Consider the following 18755-nt stretch of genomic DNA (forward strand, 5'->3'; position numbering starts at 1 on the left):
CAATCAGGCGCTCAGGACTTTGCGGCCCTTGGCGCGGCGACGCGACAGGATCTTGCGGCCGTCAGCGGTCTTCATACGGGCACGGAAGCCGTGGTCGCGCTTACGCTTGAGGTTGCTGGGCTGGTAGGTGCGCTTGGTGGCCATGTGGGCCTCTCGTATGAATGGGACGGGAAAGAACCGGAAATTCTAGAGAGGTCGCCCCCCTCCCGTCAACCCCTGTTGACTACGCGAATTCACCGGCCTGTGCAATAGCTGTGGATGTTTTTGTGAATAAGTGGGGGACAACCATTCCGAAGGCGCGCGCGCGGTGGTAGTCTGAGCCATCCATTTCCCCCTTTCCGGCCTGTGTCTGGGCGCGTTGTCGCGCCTATCCACCGGCCACCGGACGATTATTGCCGATGGATGCCTGGACCCGAAGTCTCGAACGCCTCGAAGCGGAGTTTCCGCCGGAAGACGTTCACACCTGGTTGAAGCCACTGCAGGCCGATCTGCGCGTGGACAGCCTGGTGCTGTATGCACCGAACGCCTTCATCGTCGACCAGGTGCGCGAGCTGTACCTGCCGCGCATCCGCGAACTGCTGGCCCATTTCGCCGGTTTCAGCGACGTTTTTCTTGAAATCGGCTCGCGCCCGCGGCCCTCGGACACGCAGAACGCGCCGGTTTCGAGCCCGGCAGCGGCCGTGGCTGCAGAACCGCAGGTGCCGTTTGCCGGCAACCTGGACAACCACTACACGTTTGCCAACTTCGTGGAAGGCCGCAGCAACCAGCTGGGTCTGGCCGCGGCGTTCCAGGCGGCGCAGAAGCCGGGCGACCGCGCGCACAATCCGCTGCTGCTGTACGGGGGCACCGGCCTGGGCAAGACCCACCTGATGTTTGCCGCCGGCAATGCCATGCGCCAGGCCAATCCGGGGGCGAAGGTGCTCTACCTGCGTTCGGAACAGTTCTTCAGCGCGATGATCCGGGCCCTGCAGGAAAAGACCATGGATCAGTTCAAGCGCCAGTTCCAGCAGGTGGACGCGCTGCTGATCGATGACATCCAGTTCTTCGCCGGCAAGGATCGCACCCAGGAAGAGTTCTTCCACACCTTCAACGCGCTGTTCGACGGCAAGCAGCAGATCATCCTGACCTGCGACCGGTACCCGCGCGAAGTGGAAGGCCTGGAAGCGCGCCTGAAGTCGCGGCTTGCCTGGGGCCTGTCCGTCGCGATCGAACCGCCGGACTTCGAGACGCGCGCAGCGATCGTGCTGGCCAAGGCACGCGAGCGCGGCGCGGAGATTCCCGATGATGTTGCGTTCCTGATTGCCAAGAAGATGCGCTCCAACGTGCGCGACCTGGAAGGTGCGCTCAATACCCTGACCGCCCGCGCCAATTTCACCGGCCGCGCGATCACCACCGAATTCGCCCAGGAAACCCTGCGCGATCTGCTGCGCGCCCAGCAGCAGGCGATCAGCATTCCCAACATCCAGAAAACCGTGGCCGACTACTACGGGCTGCAGATCAAGGATCTGCTGTCCAAGCGCCGGACCCGTTCGCTGGCCCGCCCGCGTCAGGTCGCCATGGCCCTGACCAAGGAACTGACCGAACACAGCCTGCCCGAGATCGGCGACGCCTTTGCCGGTCGCGATCACACCACGGTGCTGCACGCCTGCCGTCAGATCCGCACCCTGATGGAAACCGACGGCAAGCTCCGCGAGGACTGGGACAAGCTGATCCGGAAGCTGAGCGAATGATGCACCGACGCCGATAAGGCGTCATCGCACAAAACGGTGCAGAATCCGGTAGCAAGCGCGGGATGAGTTGTGGATAAAAAAGCGGTTTGAAATCGCTGCAGATTTATCCACAGCTTTCCCCACCCCTTGGGGGTCGGTAATGCAGAGGGTTTCGCGGTCTGAAAACTCTTTAATTACAAAGACTTAGGGTTGTTTTCCAGCAATTCTGTCTCTACCAGCACCACCAAGCTTTTGATTTATTCCACATTTTTTTAAAGCATAGGGGCACGGAACCACATGCGTTTCACACTGCAGCGCGAAGCCTTTCTCAAGCCGTTGGCACAGGTCGTCAACGTGGTCGAACGCCGCCAGACCCTTCCGGTTCTGGCCAATTTCCTGGTCCAGGTGCAGAACGGCCAGCTGTCGCTGACCGGTACCGACCTGGAAGTGGAGATGGTGTCGCGGATCGCGGTTGAAGATGCCCAGGACGGCGAAACCACCATTCCCGCCCGCAAGCTGTTCGAGATCATCCGCGCCCTGCCCGACGGCAGCCGGATCACCGTCTCGCAGACCGGTGACAAGATCACCGTGCAGGCCGGCCGCAGCCGCTTCACCCTGGCCACCCTGCCCTCCAACGACTTCCCGTCGGTGGACGAAGTGGAAGCCACCGAGCGCGTGGCCATTGGCGAAGCGACCCTGAAGGAACTGATCGAACGCACGGCGTTCGCGATGGCCCAGCAGGACGTGCGCTACTACCTCAACGGCCTGCTGTTCGATCTGCGCGGCGATGCCCTGCGGACCGTGGCCACCGATGGCCACCGCCTGGCCCTGTGTGAAACCGATCTGGCCAAGCCCAGCGGTTCCAAGCGCCAGATCATCGTGCCGCGCAAGGGCGTGACCGAACTACAGCGTCTGCTGGAAAGCGGCGATCGTGAGATCGAGTTGGAAGTCGGCCGCAGCCACGTGCGCGTGAAGCGCGACGATGTCACCTTCACCTCGAAGCTGATCGACGGCCGCTTCCCGGACTACGAAGCGGTGATCCCGATTGGCGCCGATCGCGAAGTGAAGGTGGACCGTGAAGCGCTGCGTGCCTCGCTGCAGCGCGCCGCGATCCTGTCCAACGAGAAGTACCGCGGCATCCGCGTGGAAGTCTCGCCGGGCAACCTGAAGATCAGCGCGCACAACCCGGAGCAGGAAGAAGCCCAGGAAGAGATCGAAGCCGACACCACGGTGAGCGACCTGGCCATCGGCTTCAACGTGAACTACCTGCTGGATGCCCTGTCCGCCCTGCGCGACGAGGAAGTCATCATCCAGCTGCGCGATTCCAACTCCTCGGCGCTGGTGCGTGAATCCAGCAGCGAGAAGTCGCGCCACGTGGTGATGCCGCTGCGTCTCTGACGCTTGCGTTGTTCCACGTGAAACAAGAAGACGCCCGGGAGATCCGGGCGTTTTTTTTTGTTCCACGTGGAGCATTACCGAGAACAGGCGGATGACGGTGGCCACGTCATCGATGGGAGACGCACATGGCTGCGGTGGTCGGAGTCGATTCCTTCGACCCCGGGTCTGCGCTGACTTCGCAGGTCAACAGTCGGCGAGGCGAAGCCGCATCTGCTGACGTTACTGTCCACAGGCCTGGATTCGTGCGCTCGAGGGCGTCCCAAGCTTTTAAATCTGGGTATAAATCTAAAGCATGGTGGTGCTGGTAGAGCCAGATTTCGTGGAAAACAGGCTTATCTCTTTGTTTTTAAAAAGATTTATGACCCTGAAACCCCCTGTATATCGGGCTCTGGGGCTGGGGGGGAAGCTGTGGATAGTTTTACCAGCGGTCAAAACCGGCTTTTTTATCCACAGATTGTCCATGGCTTGTGTATAAGTCATACAGACCTGCTGTGGACAGCGTGGAACGCAGCGCCTGAATTTCTTGAAATCTGTGGAACGCTCGGCTGCTCCGCCCCGCAGATTTCAAGCAATCAACGCACTGGCTCGCCCGCTGCCCTGCGCCGCATTGCGCGACGGGACCTGGCGAAGGCGAAAATCTGTTGAATTCTGCTCACGCCAGCCCTGCCAGGGCCCGCAGATTTCAAGAAATCCACGCTGTTCCAGCGGCCGGCATGGGCAGCAATCGGCACGGCTGCACGTGGAACCCACTTGGTGTCCGAAACGCGCGTTGCCGTCGCCCGCCATGCCCCCGCAACACGGTGCCGGCCTTGACCGATGCAGTAAGCTGATGGATTCCCTGCCCTGTTGCCGCCCCGCGCGGCTGGTCCCCCGCGTCCCATGCTGATCCGCCGCCTCGCCTTGAACCAATTGCGCCGCTTCAGTGCCGTGGAGCTGTCGCCCCAGCCGGGGCTGAACCTGCTGACCGGCGACAACGGTGCGGGCAAGACCAGTGTGCTGGAAGCGCTGCACCTGATGGCCTATGGCCGTAGCTTCCGCGGGCGCGTGCGCGACGGACTGGTCCGCCAGGGCCAGGAAGCGCTGGAGATCTTCGTCGAATGGGACGAACAGCGTTCCAGCCACCCGCCCCACCGCCGCAAGGCTGGCCTGCGCCATAGCGGGCAGGAATGGAAAGGCCGGCTGGATGGCGAGGATGTGGCCCAGCTCGGCAATCTCTGTGCGGCCCTGGCGGTCGTGACGTTCGAACCCGGCAGCCATGCCCTGGTCAGCGGCGGCGGTGAACCGCGTCGGCGCTTCCTGGATTGGGGCCTGTTCCACGTGGAACCAGACTTTCTTTCGCTGTGGCGCCGCTACTCCCGTGCACTGAAGCAGCGCAATGCGCTGTTGAAGCAAGGCGGGCCCTCGCGGATGCTGGACACGTGGGACCACGAGCTGGCCGAGGCCGGCGAACCGCTGACCAGCCGGCGCCAGCACTACCTGGAGCGGCTGCAGGAGCGGACGATCGCCCTGGCGTCGCAACTTGCGCCCCAGCTGGGCATCCAGGGCCTGAATCTCAGTCCTGGCTGGCGCCGGCACGAACTGCCGCTGGCCGATGCGCTGCTGTTGGCCCGCGAACGTGACCGCCAGGCCGGTTACACCTCCGTGGGCCCGCATCGCGCCGACTGGAGCGTGGAGTTCCACAGCATTCCCGGTCGCGATGCTTTGTCCCGTGGCCAGGCCAAGCTGACGGCGCTGGTCTGCCTGCTGGCACAGGCCGAGGACTACGCCGAGCAGCGTGGCGAATGGCCGGTGATCGCGCTGGATGACCTGGCGTCAGAGCTGGATCGCACCCATCAGGCCCGCGTGCTGCAGCGCTTGCTGGCCGGGCCGGCACAGATCTTCGTCACCGCCACCGAAACACCGGCGGCGCTGGTGGATCTGCCCGAGATCACCCGGTTCCACGTGGAACATGCACGGATCGTGGCTGTGCCATAGTGGCAACATCAGGGCCCGCAAGGCCCGACTGGTATAATTCACGCTGTACCCCTACTTACCCGGCGCACCGCTCCACGTGGTGCCCGACCTGCGGAGCCTACGGCAAGCGCAATGACCGACGAACAGAACACCCCGGTAAACAACGGCAACTACGACGCCAACAGCATCACCGCCCTGGAAGGGCTCGAGGCTGTCCGCAAGCGTCCTGGCATGTACATCGGCGACGTCCATGACGGCACCGGTCTGCACCACATGGTGTTCGAGGTTGTCGACAACTCCATCGACGAAGCGCTGGCCGGCCATGCCGACCACGTCGCGGTGACGATCCACGCCGACGGCTCGGTGTCGGTGTCGGACAACGGCCGCGGCATCCCCACCGGCAAGCACGAGCAGATGAGCGCCAAGCTCGGTCGCGAAGTGTCGGCTGCCGAAGTGGTGATGACCGTGCTGCACGCCGGCGGCAAGTTCGACGACAACAGCTACAAGGTGTCCGGCGGTCTGCACGGCGTGGGCGTCAGCGTGGTCAACGCGCTGTCGCAGAAGCTGCTGGTGGACGTGTTCCAGAATGGCTTCCACTACCAGCAGGAATTCAGCGATGGCGCCGCGGTAACGCCGCTGAAGCAGCTGGGCACCACCACCAAGCGTGGCACCACCGTGCGCTTCTGGCCGTCGGTGGTGGCGTTCCACAACAACGTGGAATTCCACTACGACATCCTGGCCCGCCGCCTGCGCGAACTGTCGTTCCTCAACTCGGGCGTCAAGATCGTGCTGGCCGACGAGCGTGGCGATGGCCGCCGCGATGATTTCCACTACGAAGGCGGCATCCGCAGCTTCGTGGAGCATCTGGCCCAGCTGAAGACCCCGCTGCACCCGAACGTGATCGCCGTTACCGGCGAGCACAACAACATCGTGGTGGACGTGGCGCTGCAGTGGACCGACTCCTACCAGGAGACGATGTACTGCTTCACCAACAACATTCCGCAGAAGGACGGCGGCACCCACCTGGCCGGCTTCCGCGGCGCGTTGACCCGCGTGCTCAACAACTACATCGAGCAGAACGGCATCGCCAAGCAGGCCAAGATCAACCTGACCGGCGACGACATGCGCGAAGGCATGATTGCCGTGCTGTCGGTGAAGGTGCCCGATCCCAGCTTCTCCAGCCAGACCAAGGAAAAGCTGGTCAGTTCCGACGTGCGCCCGGCGGTGGAAAACGCCTTCGGTGCGCGCCTGGAAGAGTTCCTGCAGGAAAACCCGAACGAAGCCAAGGCCATCGCCGGCAAGATCGTCGATGCCGCGCGTGCACGTGAAGCGGCACGCAAGGCCCGCGACCTGACCCGCCGCAAGGGCGCGCTGGATATCGCCGGCCTGCCGGGCAAGCTGGCCGATTGCCAGGAGAAGGATCCGGCGCTGTCCGAACTGTTCATCGTCGAGGGTGACTCGGCAGGTGGTTCGGCCAAGCAGGGCCGCAACCGCAAGAACCAGGCCGTGCTGCCGCTGCGCGGCAAGATCCTCAACGTGGAACGCGCACGCTTCGACCGCATGCTGTCCTCCGACCAGGTCGGTACGCTGATCACCGCGCTGGGCACCGGCATCGGCCGCGACGAGTACAACCCGGACAAGTTGCGCTACCACAAGATCATCATCATGACCGACGCCGACGTCGACGGCGCGCACATCCGTACCCTGCTGCTGACGTTCTTCTACCGTCAGATGCCGGAGCTGATCGAGCGCGGTTACGTCTACATCGGCCTGCCGCCGCTGTACAAGATCAAGCAGGGCAAGACCGAGTTGTACCTGAAGGACGACCCGGCGCTGGACAGCTACCTGGCCAGCAGCGCGGTGGAAAACGCCTCGCTGGTGCCGGCGTCCGGTGAACCCGGCATCGAAGGCGTGGCGCTGGAGAAGCTGCTGCTGGCCTACGCCGGCGCGCAGGATGCGATCGCCCGCAACGCGCACCGCTACGATCGCCTGCTGCTGGAAGCGCTGGTCGATTTCGTGCCGATGGATCTGGAAAGCCTGCGCAATGCGCCGGCCGGCGAAGGTCTGGACGCACTGGCCAAGCAGCTCAACCAGGGCAGCCTGGGCAGCCCGCGCTTCACCCTGGAACTGCAGGACGCCACTGAAGAGCGCTCCGCCGCTGTGCTGGTCACCCGCCGCCACATGGGCGAGGAACATCTGCAGGTGCTGCCGCTGTCGGCCTTTGAAAGCGGCGAGCTGCGCGCCATCCATCAGGCCGCCAAGCTGCTGCACGGCCTGGTGCGCGACGGTGCCACCATTGCCCGCGGTGCCAAGTCCATTGAAGTGGACAGCTTCGCCAAGGCACAGAACTGGCTGCTGGACGAAGCCAAGCGCGGCCGCCAGATCCAGCGCTTCAAGGGCCTGGGTGAAATGAACCCGGAACAGCTGTGGGATACCACGGTGAACCCCGATACCCGCCGCCTGCTGCAGGTACGCATCGAGGACGCGGTCGCGGCTGACCAGATCTTCAGCACCCTGATGGGCGATGTGGTCGAACCGCGTCGTGACTTCATCGAAGACAACGCGTTGAAGGTCGCCAACCTGGATATCTGACACACTCGACTGCTGGCCGGTGCGCGGGGAGGCGCGCCGGCCGTCGTCCCTTGACCACAGGTACCCGATGTCTGCTTCCGCTCCGGTTTCCGTACCGCCGCCGGTTCCCCCGGCATCCGCCGCGCCCCGCGCCTCCTCGCCGCTGGCCGGCTTCTTCATCGATCTGGGCATTGCCGTGGTAGCGCTGTTCGGGCTCAGCCTGATCAGCGGCATGGTCTGGGGCCTGACGCGTACCGTGGCGATCAGCGTGGCCAATGCCAAAGCCGGTGGCGAAGCCGCCGATGCCGGCGCACTGGCCGCCCAGCTCGGCCAACCCGGTGCCCTGGCACAGGTGGTGATGGCGCTGGTGGCCACCGGTGGCGCCGCGTTGCTGGTCTATTTCTGGCGCCGGCCGGCCAATGCCGCCGAACGCCAGCGCTCCCTGCAGGCACTGCGCCGCCCCGCGACCTGGGGCTGGACGCTGCTGGTGGCCACCCTGATCGTGATCGGCAGCAACGGCACCGCGTTCCTGGCCAAGCAGCTGGGCGTGGAACCGGTGCCCACCAACCTGCACCTGATGCAGAACGCCATTGCCCAGTTCCCGGTGTTCCTGGTGCTGTTTGCCGTGGTGCTGGCGCCGGCATACGAAGAACTGCTGTTCCGCCGCGTGCTGTTCGGGCGCCTGTGGCAGGCCGGCCGGCCCTGGCTGGGCATGCTGCTCAGCAGCCTGGCCTTCGCCCTGATCCATGAAATTCCCGGAACCAGCGCCAACGGTCCGGCCGAGATCGCCCAGCTGTGGCTGGTCTACGGCGGCATGGGCGCGGCGTTCTGCTGGCTGTACAAGCGCACCGGCACGCTGTGGGCCGCCATTGCCGCGCACGGCCTGAACAACGCCGTGGCGCTGGCGGCACTGGTGTTCTTCGGCGCCACGTAAGGCCACGCGCGCTTGACGAAAGATTAAGCAGGCGCGGTACACACTGCCTGCATGAACACGGGGGATTCCATGAAATCACTGCTGCTCGCCCTGCTCATTACGTCGCTGGTGGCCGCGTGCGCGACCACCACCTCGCCCACCGGCCGCCGCCAGATGGTGGGCGGCGTGTCGCAGGCTCAGCTGGACCAGCTGGGTGCGCAGGCGTTCGCCGAAACCAAGCAGAAGGAAAAGATCAGCACCGACGGCCGCCAGAACGGCTACGTGCAGTGCGTGGTCAATGCGCTGGTAGCCCAGCTTCCCGATCAATACCGTGGCGTACGGTGGGAAACCGCGGTGTTCGTCGACAAGGAACCCAACGCCTTTGCCCTGCCCGGCGGCAAGGTGGGGGTGAACAGCGGCATCTTCACCGTGGCCAAGAACCAAGACCAGCTGGCGGCGGTCATCGGCCACGAGATCGGCCATGTGATCGCCCGCCACCACGAAGAGCGCATCACCCGGCAGATGGGCGCGCAGACCGGCCTGGCGGTGCTGGGAGCGCTGGCCGGTGCCTACGGCGGCGATGGCGCGGCCAGCACGGTCAATCAGCTGGGCGGCATGGGCGCGCAGGCGGCCTTCCTGCTGCCGGGCTCACGTACCCAGGAAAGCGAGGCCGATGTGATCGGCCAGCGGCTGATGGCCCAGGCCGGTTTCAACCCCGCCCAGGCCGTGGATCTGTGGCAGAACATGATGGCCGCCAGTGGCGGACGCAGCCCGCAATGGCTGTCCACCCACCCCGATCCGGCCAACCGTATCCGCGAACTGCAGCGTGACGCCCCTGCCCTGGCGCCGGTTTACCAGCAAGCCCAGGCGGCCGGTCGCCGGCCAAAGTGTGGGTGAGTGCGCAGATTCATGCTGTACTGCAGCACATAAAACGATTTCTCATGCCATCCGTTTCTGATACGTTTGGCGGCTCAGATTTTTCTGACAGTCCGACTTTGCCGCTCCGGGCGGTTCGATCGAGGTGAACGATGATTTTCCGTAACCACAAAGCTGTGCTTTCCGTCCTGATCGCCACTGCCCTGACCGGCGCCGTGGTCACCGATGCGTTCGCGCAGTCCTCGCGTTCGTCCGAGCGTGGCAACCGCGGCGGCAAGCAGGCCAAGGCCGAAGTCCTGTACCCGAACGCCACCCGTGAGGAGCCGAAGGAAAAGGCGTCCTCGAAGATGGGCAGCAAGCTGCAGAAGCTGATTGACAACTACAACGATCAGAAGTTCCCGGAGACACTGCAGGTTGCCGGTGAGATCCTGGGCAACAGCGCGTCGAACAACTACGACAAGTCGCTGGCTGCGCAGCTCGCTTCGCAGGCCGCCTACCAGACCGACGACACCGCCGGCGCGATCACCTACCTCAAGCAGGCTCTGCAGCTGAACGGCCTGGACAACAACGGCCACTTCCAGGCCATGCTGATGCTGGGCCAGCTGCAGCTGCAGGAAGACCAGACCGCCGAAGGCCTGGCCACGCTGGACAAGTACTTCGCCGAGAGCAAGTCGAACAAGCCGGAAGAGCTGATCGCCAAGGGCCAGGCGCTGTACCAGCTGGAGCGCTACCAGGAAGCGATCCCGGTGCTGCAGCAGGCCATTGCCGGCGCCACCGAGCCGAAGGACAACTGGAACCAGCTGCTGATGGCGGCCCTGTCCGAAGCCGGCCAGACCGGTGAAGCGGTGAAGACCGCCGAGGCGCTGGCAGCGAAGAACCCGAACGACAAGAAGGCGCAGCTGAACCTGGCCAACATGTACATGCAGGCCGACCAGATGCCCAAGGCCGCCGCGGTGATGGACAAGCTGCGCAGCAGCGGCCAGCTCACCGAAGAGCGCGAGTACAAGCAGCTGTACTCGATCTATGCCAACACCGAGAACAAGGAAAAGGACGTCATCGCGGTCATCAACGAAGGGTTGCAGAAGGGCATCCTGAAGCCGGATTACCAGGTTTACCTGGCCCTGGCCCAGTCCTACTACTACTCCGACCAGGTGCCGCAGGCGATCGAGGCGTGGCAGAAGGCTGCCCCGCTGTCCAAGGACGGTGAGACCTACCTGAACCTGGCACGCGTCCTGCATGCCGAAGGTCGCGTTCCGGAGGCCAAGCAGGCCGCCCAGCAGGCGCTGGCGAAGGGCGTGAAGAACCAGGCTGATGCCAAGAAAATCATCAACCTGAAGTAAGTAGGAATAACGCCTGAACGCCTGCGAGATTAATGCGCAGGCGCTCAGGATTGGTATAAGCTTGGAGGTTCCTGCGGTGTCATGCACCGCTGATCAGGGATCCCGCCCCCCGGGACTCCGGCCCCACTATTGAGCTCTTGGCGCATGACGGAACAACTAGTCGTTCACCGGTACGAACAACCCGATGACAAGGGGCTGAGCTGGCCTCGCATCGTCGGCATCGCGTTTGTAATCGCCCTGCATCTGGCCGCCTTCATGATGCTCCTGATCCCCGCTGTGGCCCCCAAGGCCGTGGCTGAGAAGGAGCGCAACGTCATGGTGACCATCGTCGACGCGCCGCCGCCACCGCCGCCGCCGCCGCCGCCGCCGCCGCCGCAGGATACTCCGCCGCCGCCGGTGAAGAATCTGTCGCCGCCGAAGCCGTCGCCCGTCCCGCCGCCGCCGCAGGCGCCGGTCGTCGACGTGCCGGAACCGCGCCCGAACGATATCGTCACCCCGCCGTCGCCTCCGTCGCCCCCGGCACCGCCGGCGTCGATCGAGGCCAGCGTCGACATCTCGTCGAAGGCCATGAATCCGCCGCGCTACCCGCCGGCCGCTTTCCGCGCTGGTATCCAGGGCGAAGTGATCCTGATCATTGATGTCGATGCCCAGGGCAACGTCACCAATGTCACGGTGGAAAAGTCCAGCCGTAACCGCGACCTGGACCGTGCTGCGATGGAAGCCGCGCGCAAGTGGCGTTTCAACGCCGCTGAATCTGGCGGTAAGAAGGCTGCTGGTCGCGTCCGCGTCCCGGTCAACTTTGCGCTGAACTGATGCGAGCGGGTGGCCGCCGGCCACCCCTCCTCCGGTTCGATTGTCTAGCTTAGCTACACCCTTTATCACCACACACAACAAAGGTAAGCGTCATGCTGCAGGAAATTTTCATCGCCGCTGCTGCCGGGGGCAATCCGTCCAACGCCCTGTCGCAGATGGGCTTCGAGCACCTGATCCACGAAATGACCACCAAGCCGGGTGATTTCGCCGTTTCCTGGGTCGTGCTGCTGACCCTGGTCGTCATGTCGGCCATGTCCTGGTACTGGACCGTCATCAACATCTTCCGCGCTACCCGCCTGAAGAGCGCTGCTGACCGCGTCGTCAGCCTGTTCTGGGATACCCCGAACGCACAGGACGCCATCCGTGCGATGGAAGAACAGCCGGCTTCGGAGCCGTTCTCGAAGATCGCCCTGGATGCTGCGCAGGCTGCTGCCCACCACCAGCGCGCTGAAGGCGGCGCCACCGGTGGCCTGGGTGAAAACCTGAGCCGTTCGGAGTTCGTCGACCGCGCCCTGCGCCAGGCCGTCACCCGCGAAAGCAACAAGCTGCAGTCGGGCATGACCCTGCTGGCCACCGTCGGTGCAACCGCTCCGTTCGTCGGTCTGCTGGGTACCGTGTGGGGCATCTACGGCGCGCTGATCAAGATCGGTGCCACCGGCTCCGCTTCGATCGACGCCGTTGCCGGCCCGGTGGGTGAAGCGCTGATCATGACCGCCATCGGTCTGTTCGTCGCGATCCCGGCCGTGTTCGCCTTCAACTTCTTCAGCAAGATCAACAGCGCGACCATCAGCAAGTTCGATACCTTCGCGCACGACCTGCACGACTTCTTCGCCACCGGTTCGCGCGTCCGCTAATTGCGACGCGCTGTACCCAGCGAGAACGTAGTCAACACGATCTAGACGGAGCCCGTTATGGCTTTCAGTAGTGGTAACAGCGGCGGCCCCATGGCCGACATCAACGTTACGCCCCTCGTGGACGTGATGCTGGTGCTGCTGATCATCTTCATCATCACGGCGCCCCTGATGTCCCACAAGGTCAAGGTGGATCTGCCGGAGGCCAATCTGGTCCAGAAGCCGGACGACACCAACGACCGCAAGGGCCCCATCACCCTGGCAGTCAAGGAAGACGGTTCGATCTACTGGAACGACGAGGAAATCGACAAGCAGACTCTCGAGTCGCGCCTGGCGACCGCCGCCCAGCAGACCCCGCAGCCGCCGCTGAACCTGCGTGGTGACCGCACCACCAAGATGCGTGTCATCAACGAGATGACCAAGGTCGCTCAGGAACAGGGCATGCTGGACGTCGGCTTCGTCGCTACCAAAGAAAAGGGGCAATAAGCCATGGCATTCAGTAGTGGTGGTGGCAAAGGCCCCATGGCTGACATCAACGTGACGCCCCTGGTGGACGTGATGTTGGTTCTGCTGATCATCTTCATCGTGACCGCGCCGATCATGACGTACCCGATCGCCGTGGATCTGCCGCAGCGCGTGCTCAACCCACCGCCGCAGCTGGTCGAACCGCCGCCGCCGATCGAACTGAAGATCGACGCCAGCAACCAGGTCTCGTGGAACAACAGCCCGATCAGCACGCACGAACTGCAGCAGCGGATGGAACAGGAGGTCCAGCGTGACCCGACCAACCAGCCGGAACTGCGGATCGATGCAAGCCCGGATTCCGAGTACGACGTGATGGCCAAGGTTCTGGCCGCCGCGAAGAATGCTCAGATGAAGAAGATCGGCTTCGTGCAGCAGTAATACGCAATACCGCAGCACAACAGTCATGACGCGACTGCAGACGCCCCTGGAGACAGGGGCGTCTTTTTTTGTGCCCGGGGGTGGGGTCAGAGCCCTTCCCTGCGGGAAGGGATCCGACCCCGGGGGCTCTGACCCCACCACCACGCACCCGCCCGCTATCATCGGCGCATGCTCGCCCTCTTCGATTCCCTGCGCGTCTGGCTCGATGGCATCGCCCATCTGGGCACGATCCTGGCCGTGGCCTACCTGCTCTACCTGCTGGCACTGGCCGGCTGGATCATGCTGCAGAAGCGCGAACCGGTCGCCACGCTCAGCTGGATCCTGTCGCTGGCCCTGCTGCCCTACCTGGGCCTCTTCATCTACTACCTGCTGGGCCCACAGAAGGTGAAACGGCAGCGCCTGCGCCGTGGCCGCGCGCGCTCGGGCATGGAGCACTACAGCGATGTCTGTCCGCCCGATGCCGGCTGCACCGAACTGGCCAAGGTGGCCCAGGCGACCACCGGCCTGGCGCCCAGCACCGCCACCGAAGTGACCTGGCTGGTGGATGGCGCGGCCACCTATGAAGCCCTGCTGCAGGCCATCGCCGAGGCGCGCGACCACGTGCACCTGGAGTACTACATCTTCAGCCCCGACCATGCCGGTACGGCGCTGCGCGATGCCCTGGTAGAACGTGCACGGGCCGGCGTGCAGGTGCGCCTGCTGCTCGATGCGGTGGGCTCGTCGTCGTTGCCACGGCGCTTCCTGCAGCCGCTGCTGGATGCCGGCGGCGAGGCCATCTGGTTCCATCCGCGGCAGCTGCTGAAACCTTTCAAACGGCCGTGGTTGAACCTGCGTACCCACCGCAAGCTGGTGCTGGTCGATGGACGCCTGGCCTTCACCGGTGGCATCAACATCACCGACGAAGAAGACGAGAGCCGCAACCCCAACGCCTACCGTGACCTGCACATGCGCATTGCCGGCCACGTGGTGCGCAGCCTGCAGCTGGTGTTCGTGGAAGACTGGCTGTACGCCAGCGGCCAGGAACCCTCGCGCTTCGACATCGCGCGGCTGTGGCCGGCCGACATGCCGCTGCGTGGCGATGGCAGCATCGATGCACAGGTGCTGGTGTCCGGCCCCGATTCGGGCTGGGAAACCATCCACCGCCTGCATGTGGCGGCCATCCAGGAAGCGCGCGAACGGGTCTGGCTGGTCACCCCCTACTTCGTGCCCGGCGAAGCGGCGCGCATGGCGTTGACCTCGGCCGCACTGGGCGGGCTGGACGTGCGCCTGCTGGTGCCGAAGATGAGCGATTCCTGGTTCGTCACCCAGGCCGCGCGCTCGTACTTCGACGAACTGCTGCATGCCGGGGTGAAGATCTACGAATACGGCCCGCGCATGCTGCACACCAAGGCCTTCATTGCCGACGATGATGTCTGCATCGTCGGCAGCGCCAACTTCGACCACCGCAGCTTCCGCCTGAATTTCGAACTGTCGATGATGATCAGCGACCGCGACCGGGTGGCTGCGCTGGCCGAGCTGCTGCAGGCCGAATTCGACCGCTCGAGCCGTGTACAGGACCAGGCGGCCCGTTCGCTGTGGCTGCACCGCCTGCCCGAGGCGTTCGCGCGGCTGGCCTCGCCGCTGCTGTAACGCAGCGCTACACTGCCGCCTGACCTGCGGGAGATCGCACATGTACTGGCTGTACCTGCTGCTGGCGCTGGGCTGCTTCGCCTTCGCCCTGAAGACCCCGCACATGGGGCTGATGTCGCTGGCCCTGCTGGCGGCGCTGGCCTTCCTGCTGGCCTGGGTGCGTGGCCGCTACGTGGCCCGCTTCGGCGATCTGCAGCGCGACCCGTCCACCCTGGTCGACGCCGAACAGGTGCGCCGGCTGCGCGAGCAGGCCCCCCAGGCGCATGCCTCGCAAGGGCACGCCCCGCGCGAACCGCACGATCCCCCTTCCCCGACCCCGTAGTTCCGTTCCATGACCCAGCTCAGCGTCAACGTCAACAAGATCGCCGTCCTGCGCAACTCGCGCGGCGGTGCCGAACCGGACGTGGTGCGCGCCGCCCAGGCCTGCCTGGATGCCGGTGCGCATGGCATTACCGTGCACCCGCGTCCCGACCGCCGCCACATCACCGCCGAGGACGTCCTGGCGTTGTCCACGCTGACCCGCGCCCGCGGCGTCGAGTTCAACATTGAAGGCAACCCCTTCGCGCCGCCGCGCGAGGGTTACCCGGGTCTGCTGCCGCTGTGCGCGCAGACCCGGCCGGCGCAGGCCACCCTGGTGCCCGACGGCGATGGGCAGATCACCTCCGACCACGGCTTCGACTTCGAACGCGACGGCGAGCGCCTGCGCCCGCTGGTGGCCGAGCTGAAAGCCATGGGCTGCCGGGTCAGCCTGTTCGTGGATGCCGGCAACCCCTTGCTGGAACAGGCCGCCGCAGTTGGTGCCGATCGCATCGAGCTGTACACCGGCCCATACGCCGAAGCCCACGCCGCCGGCGACGCGCGCGCCATGCTGGAGCTGTTCGCCAACGCCGCACGTCGCGCCCAGGCGGTCGGTTTGGGGGTGAATGCCGGCCATGACCTGTCGCAGGACAACCTGCGCGATTTCCTGGCGGCCGTGCCGCAGGTACTGGAAGTGTCCATTGGCCACGCGCTGATCGGCGAGGCGCTGTACGACGGCCTGGACGCCACCGTGAAGGGCTATCTGGCCCTGCTGTAAACCCTGGTCGCAGTTGTTGAGACCGCCGTGGCCCAGGCTTCTGGATTGCCACGGCGTTCGGCTGCGCCTGCCCCGTGAAACCTGTGGATAACCTTGGGGTCAACCTGCACCGGGATTCGCCTGTACGCCTACAGCTACGTGAATTCCCGCCGCTTGCGCCGCCTGTGGTTAGCAATAATACTAACGGCCCAGCAACGGCCGGAGGGCGACATGCAGCACCTGCCTCTCAAGGCCCACGCCGCCATCAAGGGTCGCGGCTCCACCTCGCATCTGGCCGGCCGCTTCGAAAGCACGGTCAGTGAGGCCATCGATGACGGCTGGGCGCCAGACGAAAGCGACGAGTTCAGCGCCCCCCGCCTGCGCACCGAAGTGCGTGCGGAGACCGCGCGCAGCATCATCAGCCGCAACAATTCCCCCGACGTGGGGTTCAGCCAGTCGGTGAACCCCTACCGAGGCTGCGAGCACGGTTGCTCGTACTGTTTCGCGCGGCCCTCGCACGCCTATCTGAACCTGTCGCCGGGCCTGGACTTCGAAACCAAGCTGTTCGCCAAGACCAACGCGCCGCAGCTGCTGCGCAAGGAGCTGGCGAAACCGGGCTACGTGCCGCAGCCGATCGCGCTGGGCATCAACACCGACGCCTACCAGCCGATCGAACGCAAGTTGAAACTCACCCGCCAGCTGATCGAGGTGATGCTGGAAACGAAGCATCCGTTTTCGCTGATTACCAAGAACGCGCTGGTGGAGCGGGACATCGATCTGCTGGCACCGCTGGCGGCGGAAAACCTGGTCAGCGTGCATTTCTCGGTCACCTCGCTGGACCTGCACCTGTCCGCCAAGCTGGAACCGCGCGCATCGGCACCGCATGCACGCCTGCGTGCGATGAAACGCCTGCACGAGGCCGGCATTCCGGTGGGCGTGATGGTGGCGCCGGTGATCCCGTGGATCAACGACAGCGAGCTGGAGGCCGTGCTGGAGGCCGCCCATGACGCCGGCGCCAGCACCGCCGGCTACGTGCTGCTGCGCCTGCCGCTGGAAGTGGCACCGCTGTTCCGCGATTGGCTGGAAACCCACCACCCCGACCGCGCCGCGCACGTGATGAGCACCATCCAGCAGTTGCGCGGCGGCAAGGATTACGACAGCCAGTTCGGCACGCGCATGCGCGGCCAGGGCGTGTATGCGGATCTGTTGAACAACCGGTTCAAACTGGCGCGCAAGCGGCTGGGTTTCAATGCGCAGAACAGCCATTGGCCAAAGCTGGATTGCAGCCGGTTCCTGAAGCCGTTGCCGCCGCAGAAGGAATCGCCGCAGGGAACGCTCTTTTAGTAGAGTCGAGCTTGCTCGACTGAAGTTGAAAGCAGTCGAGGTAGAGTCGAGCTTGCTCGACTGATGATGAAAGCAGTCGAGCACGCTCGACGCTACGGGGTGGACGCGGCGCCCTGCTTCGGCCAAGAATCGGGGCGAGGCCCATGAAGGGCCGGACAGGAGATGCCCGTGAACGATGGCGCACTTGCCGCAGCGATCGCCGCTTCCGCTGCCAACACCCATCCTTGGATGCAGGCGCAGCATCGCCAGGTACTGGAGTACTTCGAACAGCGGCAGGCATTTTCGCCGGCGACCTCGATTCCGTTGGCCGCCTTCGACGTGGAGCTGGAAGAGGTGGTGTACGACATGATCGACGACGGCCTGGTCGAGGTCGTGGCGACCGACCGCTGCTATCTGGACCGGCAGACGCTGCTGCAGCGCGTGCAGGACGACGAACGATCGGCCGAGCGCCTCAACCGCGTGCTGCTGCGCTACGTAGTGCCCGTTCTGGTGATCGTACTCATCGCCGTGGGCGTAGCGCTGGCCCTGTAGCGTCGAGCTTGCTCGACTGAGCGCGCCGCAAAGAGCAGCAAAGCGCAGTCGAGCAAGCTCGACTCTACGGCGTCGTCAGCCCCCGAACAGCTTCTGCGCGCTCTGGAACAGGATCCAACTCGTCGCGATGAACTTGTCGCCACCCTGCGGCCGATTGCCACGATGGGTATGGGTGAACGCTGTCGGCGCGATCAGCAGGCTGCCGGTGCGCGGTGCGATCTTGCGGCCCTGGAACAGGAATTCGGTTTCGCCTTCCTCGAACTCATCGTTGAGGTAGAGCGTCCACAGCACGTGCCGGTGCAGGGTCTCGGCCTGCGGGTCCTTCGGGTACAGCTCACAGTGCCAGTACGGGTAACCGCCCTCGCCCGCCGCGTACCACTGCAGGTTGATGGCACCCGGGCGCAGGCAGGTGCGGGCCAGGTCGGCCAGCTGTTCCTGCGCCATGTCGGGGAAATCCTCGGCCGACAGTCGGCGCGGCTGGCCGCTGCTGTCCTGGATCTGCAACATCAGGGGCGCGATCAACGCCTGTGGATAACGACGTAGATAAGTCAACAGTCCTGCGAAAACCGCCTGCTGCAGCGCGCTGTCCACATCCTTCCAGCCCTCCGCGCCACTGATGCGCAGATCCTTGCTGCGCTTGAGTTCCGGGAACACGCCGCTGCCCACTGCGCCGGGTTTCAGGTGCTGGCTGGCGCGCATGCGGGCGACGATCGCGGCGCAGACGTCGCTGGGGACGGCGTTGTGGATGACTTCGATGAAATCGACCGGACCCGGCTCGTGCATGCGTACATTCCTTCGGCGGCAAGGGCCTGATGGTGCCGTTTGCCGCCGCTGCTGTCACCCTGCGGTCATGTCATCGTTGTGCCATGA

General features: G+C 64.7%; 18 protein-coding genes. 16 read left to right on the top strand and 2 right to left on the bottom strand.

Translation table 11 applies throughout. The features are described 5' to 3' along the window. Positions 1-3 precede the first annotated feature (3 nt). Complete coding sequence (rpmH, locus tag G4G00_RS16620; RefSeq protein ID WP_005411729.1) at positions 4-144, bottom strand: 50S ribosomal protein L34; 141 nt, start codon at positions 142-144, stop codon at positions 4-6. Positions 145-398: 254 nt separating this feature from the next. On the opposite strand from rpmH, the gene dnaA reads away from it, so the two are divergent. From dnaA to G4G00_RS16700, 16 genes are all read left to right on the top strand, one after another. Beyond that, positions 399-1730 carry a chromosomal replication initiator protein DnaA gene (dnaA, locus tag G4G00_RS16625; protein ID WP_108747903.1) on the top strand — a complete coding sequence of 444 codons (1332 nt, stop codon included), beginning with the start codon at positions 399-401 and terminating at the stop codon, positions 1728-1730. Positions 1731-2006: 276 nt separating this feature from the next. Continuing rightward, positions 2007-3107, top strand: coding sequence for a DNA polymerase III subunit beta (dnaN, locus tag G4G00_RS16630; RefSeq protein WP_005411731.1), 1101 nt, complete (start codon positions 2007-2009; stop codon positions 3105-3107). Positions 3108-3986: 879 nt separating this feature from the next. Next, entirely contained in the window at positions 3987-5081 is a 1095-nt protein-coding gene (gene recF, locus G4G00_RS16635) for a DNA replication/repair protein RecF (protein WP_164275125.1), read from the top strand. Positions 5082-5192: 111 nt separating this feature from the next. After that, positions 5193-7652: a DNA topoisomerase (ATP-hydrolyzing) subunit B gene (gene gyrB, locus G4G00_RS16640; RefSeq protein WP_108751677.1), complete on the top strand. Its 2460-nt coding sequence runs from the start codon at positions 5193-5195 to the stop codon at positions 7650-7652. A 67-nt stretch (positions 7653-7719) separates the two neighbouring features. After that, positions 7720-8565, top strand: coding sequence for a CPBP family intramembrane glutamic endopeptidase (locus G4G00_RS16645; RefSeq protein WP_164275128.1), 846 nt, complete (start codon positions 7720-7722; stop codon positions 8563-8565). Positions 8566-8634: 69 nt separating this feature from the next. Further along, on the top strand, positions 8635-9441 hold the full coding sequence (locus G4G00_RS16650) for a M48 family metallopeptidase (RefSeq protein WP_108747907.1): 807 nt from the start codon (positions 8635-8637) through the stop codon (positions 9439-9441). Between the two features lie 131 nt (positions 9442-9572). Then, positions 9573-10760, top strand: coding sequence for a DUF4032 domain-containing protein (locus G4G00_RS16655; RefSeq protein ID WP_108747908.1), 1188 nt, complete (start codon positions 9573-9575; stop codon positions 10758-10760). 255 nt (positions 10761-11015) lie between these two features. Further along, on the top strand, positions 11016-11573 hold the full coding sequence (locus G4G00_RS16660; RefSeq protein ID WP_199911433.1) for an energy transducer TonB: 558 nt from the start codon (positions 11016-11018) through the stop codon (positions 11571-11573). A 92-nt stretch (positions 11574-11665) separates the two neighbouring features. Next, the gene (exbB, locus tag G4G00_RS16665; RefSeq protein ID WP_108747910.1) at positions 11666-12427 is read left to right on the top strand and encodes a TonB-system energizer ExbB; all 762 of its coding nucleotides are present in this window, start codon (positions 11666-11668) and stop codon (positions 12425-12427) included. Positions 12428-12484: 57 nt separating this feature from the next. Further along, positions 12485-12910: a biopolymer transporter ExbD gene (locus G4G00_RS16670; RefSeq protein ID WP_025875550.1), complete on the top strand. Its 426-nt coding sequence runs from the start codon at positions 12485-12487 to the stop codon at positions 12908-12910. A gap of 3 nt (positions 12911-12913) precedes the next feature. Continuing rightward, positions 12914-13327: a biopolymer transporter ExbD gene (locus tag G4G00_RS16675; RefSeq protein WP_065200109.1), complete on the top strand. Its 414-nt coding sequence runs from the start codon at positions 12914-12916 to the stop codon at positions 13325-13327. Positions 13328-13495: 168 nt separating this feature from the next. Continuing rightward, a complete protein-coding gene (gene cls, locus G4G00_RS16680; protein ID WP_108760788.1) occupies positions 13496-14956 on the top strand; it encodes a cardiolipin synthase in 1461 nt (486 codons plus the stop codon). 40 nt (positions 14957-14996) lie between these two features. Further along, positions 14997-15278: a hypothetical protein gene (locus G4G00_RS16685; RefSeq protein WP_108751681.1), complete on the top strand. Its 282-nt coding sequence runs from the start codon at positions 14997-14999 to the stop codon at positions 15276-15278. Positions 15279-15287: 9 nt separating this feature from the next. Further along, positions 15288-16031 carry a pyridoxine 5'-phosphate synthase gene (locus tag G4G00_RS16690; protein ID WP_108754964.1) on the top strand — a complete coding sequence of 248 codons (744 nt, stop codon included), beginning with the start codon at positions 15288-15290 and terminating at the stop codon, positions 16029-16031. 210 nt (positions 16032-16241) lie between these two features. Continuing rightward, the gene (locus G4G00_RS16695) at positions 16242-17354 is read left to right on the top strand and encodes a PA0069 family radical SAM protein (protein ID WP_108751683.1); all 1113 of its coding nucleotides are present in this window, start codon (positions 16242-16244) and stop codon (positions 17352-17354) included. A gap of 168 nt (positions 17355-17522) precedes the next feature. Further along, positions 17523-17885 (top strand): hypothetical protein, encoded by a 363-nt coding sequence (locus tag G4G00_RS16700; protein WP_159093921.1) that lies wholly within the window; start codon positions 17523-17525, stop codon positions 17883-17885. Positions 17886-17960: 75 nt separating this feature from the next. On the opposite strand, the gene G4G00_RS16705 is transcribed toward G4G00_RS16700, so the two are convergent. Then, a complete protein-coding gene (locus tag G4G00_RS16705; RefSeq protein ID WP_108751685.1) occupies positions 17961-18668 on the bottom strand; it encodes a 2OG-Fe(II) oxygenase in 708 nt (235 codons plus the stop codon). Between the last annotated feature and the right edge of the window lie 87 nt (positions 18669-18755).

The organism is Stenotrophomonas sp. B1-1 (assembly GCF_010894375.1).
In the GTDB taxonomy this organism is placed as follows: domain Bacteria; phylum Pseudomonadota; class Gammaproteobacteria; order Xanthomonadales; family Xanthomonadaceae; genus Stenotrophomonas.

Coding starts and splice junctions, on each gene's coding strand:
- rpmH (WP_005411729.1), bottom strand. CDS start 144: ATGGCCACCAAGCGCACCTACCAGCCCAGCAACCTCAAGCGTAAGCGC.
- G4G00_RS16685 (WP_108751681.1), top strand. CDS start 14,997: ATGTACTGGCTGTACCTGCTGCTGGCGCTGGGCTGCTTCGCCTTCGCC.
- G4G00_RS16645 (WP_164275128.1), top strand. CDS start 7,720: ATGTCTGCTTCCGCTCCGGTTTCCGTACCGCCGCCGGTTCCCCCGGCA.
- cls (WP_108760788.1), top strand. CDS start 13,496: ATGCTCGCCCTCTTCGATTCCCTGCGCGTCTGGCTCGATGGCATCGCC.
- G4G00_RS16650 (WP_108747907.1), top strand. CDS start 8,635: ATGAAATCACTGCTGCTCGCCCTGCTCATTACGTCGCTGGTGGCCGCG.
- G4G00_RS16675 (WP_065200109.1), top strand. CDS start 12,914: ATGGCATTCAGTAGTGGTGGTGGCAAAGGCCCCATGGCTGACATCAAC.
- recF (WP_164275125.1), top strand. CDS start 3,987: ATGCTGATCCGCCGCCTCGCCTTGAACCAATTGCGCCGCTTCAGTGCC.
- gyrB (WP_108751677.1), top strand. CDS start 5,193: ATGACCGACGAACAGAACACCCCGGTAAACAACGGCAACTACGACGCC.
- dnaA (WP_108747903.1), top strand. CDS start 399: ATGGATGCCTGGACCCGAAGTCTCGAACGCCTCGAAGCGGAGTTTCCG.
- G4G00_RS16670 (WP_025875550.1), top strand. CDS start 12,485: ATGGCTTTCAGTAGTGGTAACAGCGGCGGCCCCATGGCCGACATCAAC.
- dnaN (WP_005411731.1), top strand. CDS start 2,007: ATGCGTTTCACACTGCAGCGCGAAGCCTTTCTCAAGCCGTTGGCACAG.
- G4G00_RS16705 (WP_108751685.1), bottom strand. CDS start 18,668: ATGCACGAGCCGGGTCCGGTCGATTTCATCGAAGTCATCCACAACGCC.
- exbB (WP_108747910.1), top strand. CDS start 11,666: ATGCTGCAGGAAATTTTCATCGCCGCTGCTGCCGGGGGCAATCCGTCC.
- G4G00_RS16695 (WP_108751683.1), top strand. CDS start 16,242: ATGCAGCACCTGCCTCTCAAGGCCCACGCCGCCATCAAGGGTCGCGGC.
- G4G00_RS16690 (WP_108754964.1), top strand. CDS start 15,288: ATGACCCAGCTCAGCGTCAACGTCAACAAGATCGCCGTCCTGCGCAAC.
- G4G00_RS16660 (WP_199911433.1), top strand. CDS start 11,016: ATGATGCTCCTGATCCCCGCTGTGGCCCCCAAGGCCGTGGCTGAGAAG.
- G4G00_RS16655 (WP_108747908.1), top strand. CDS start 9,573: ATGATTTTCCGTAACCACAAAGCTGTGCTTTCCGTCCTGATCGCCACT.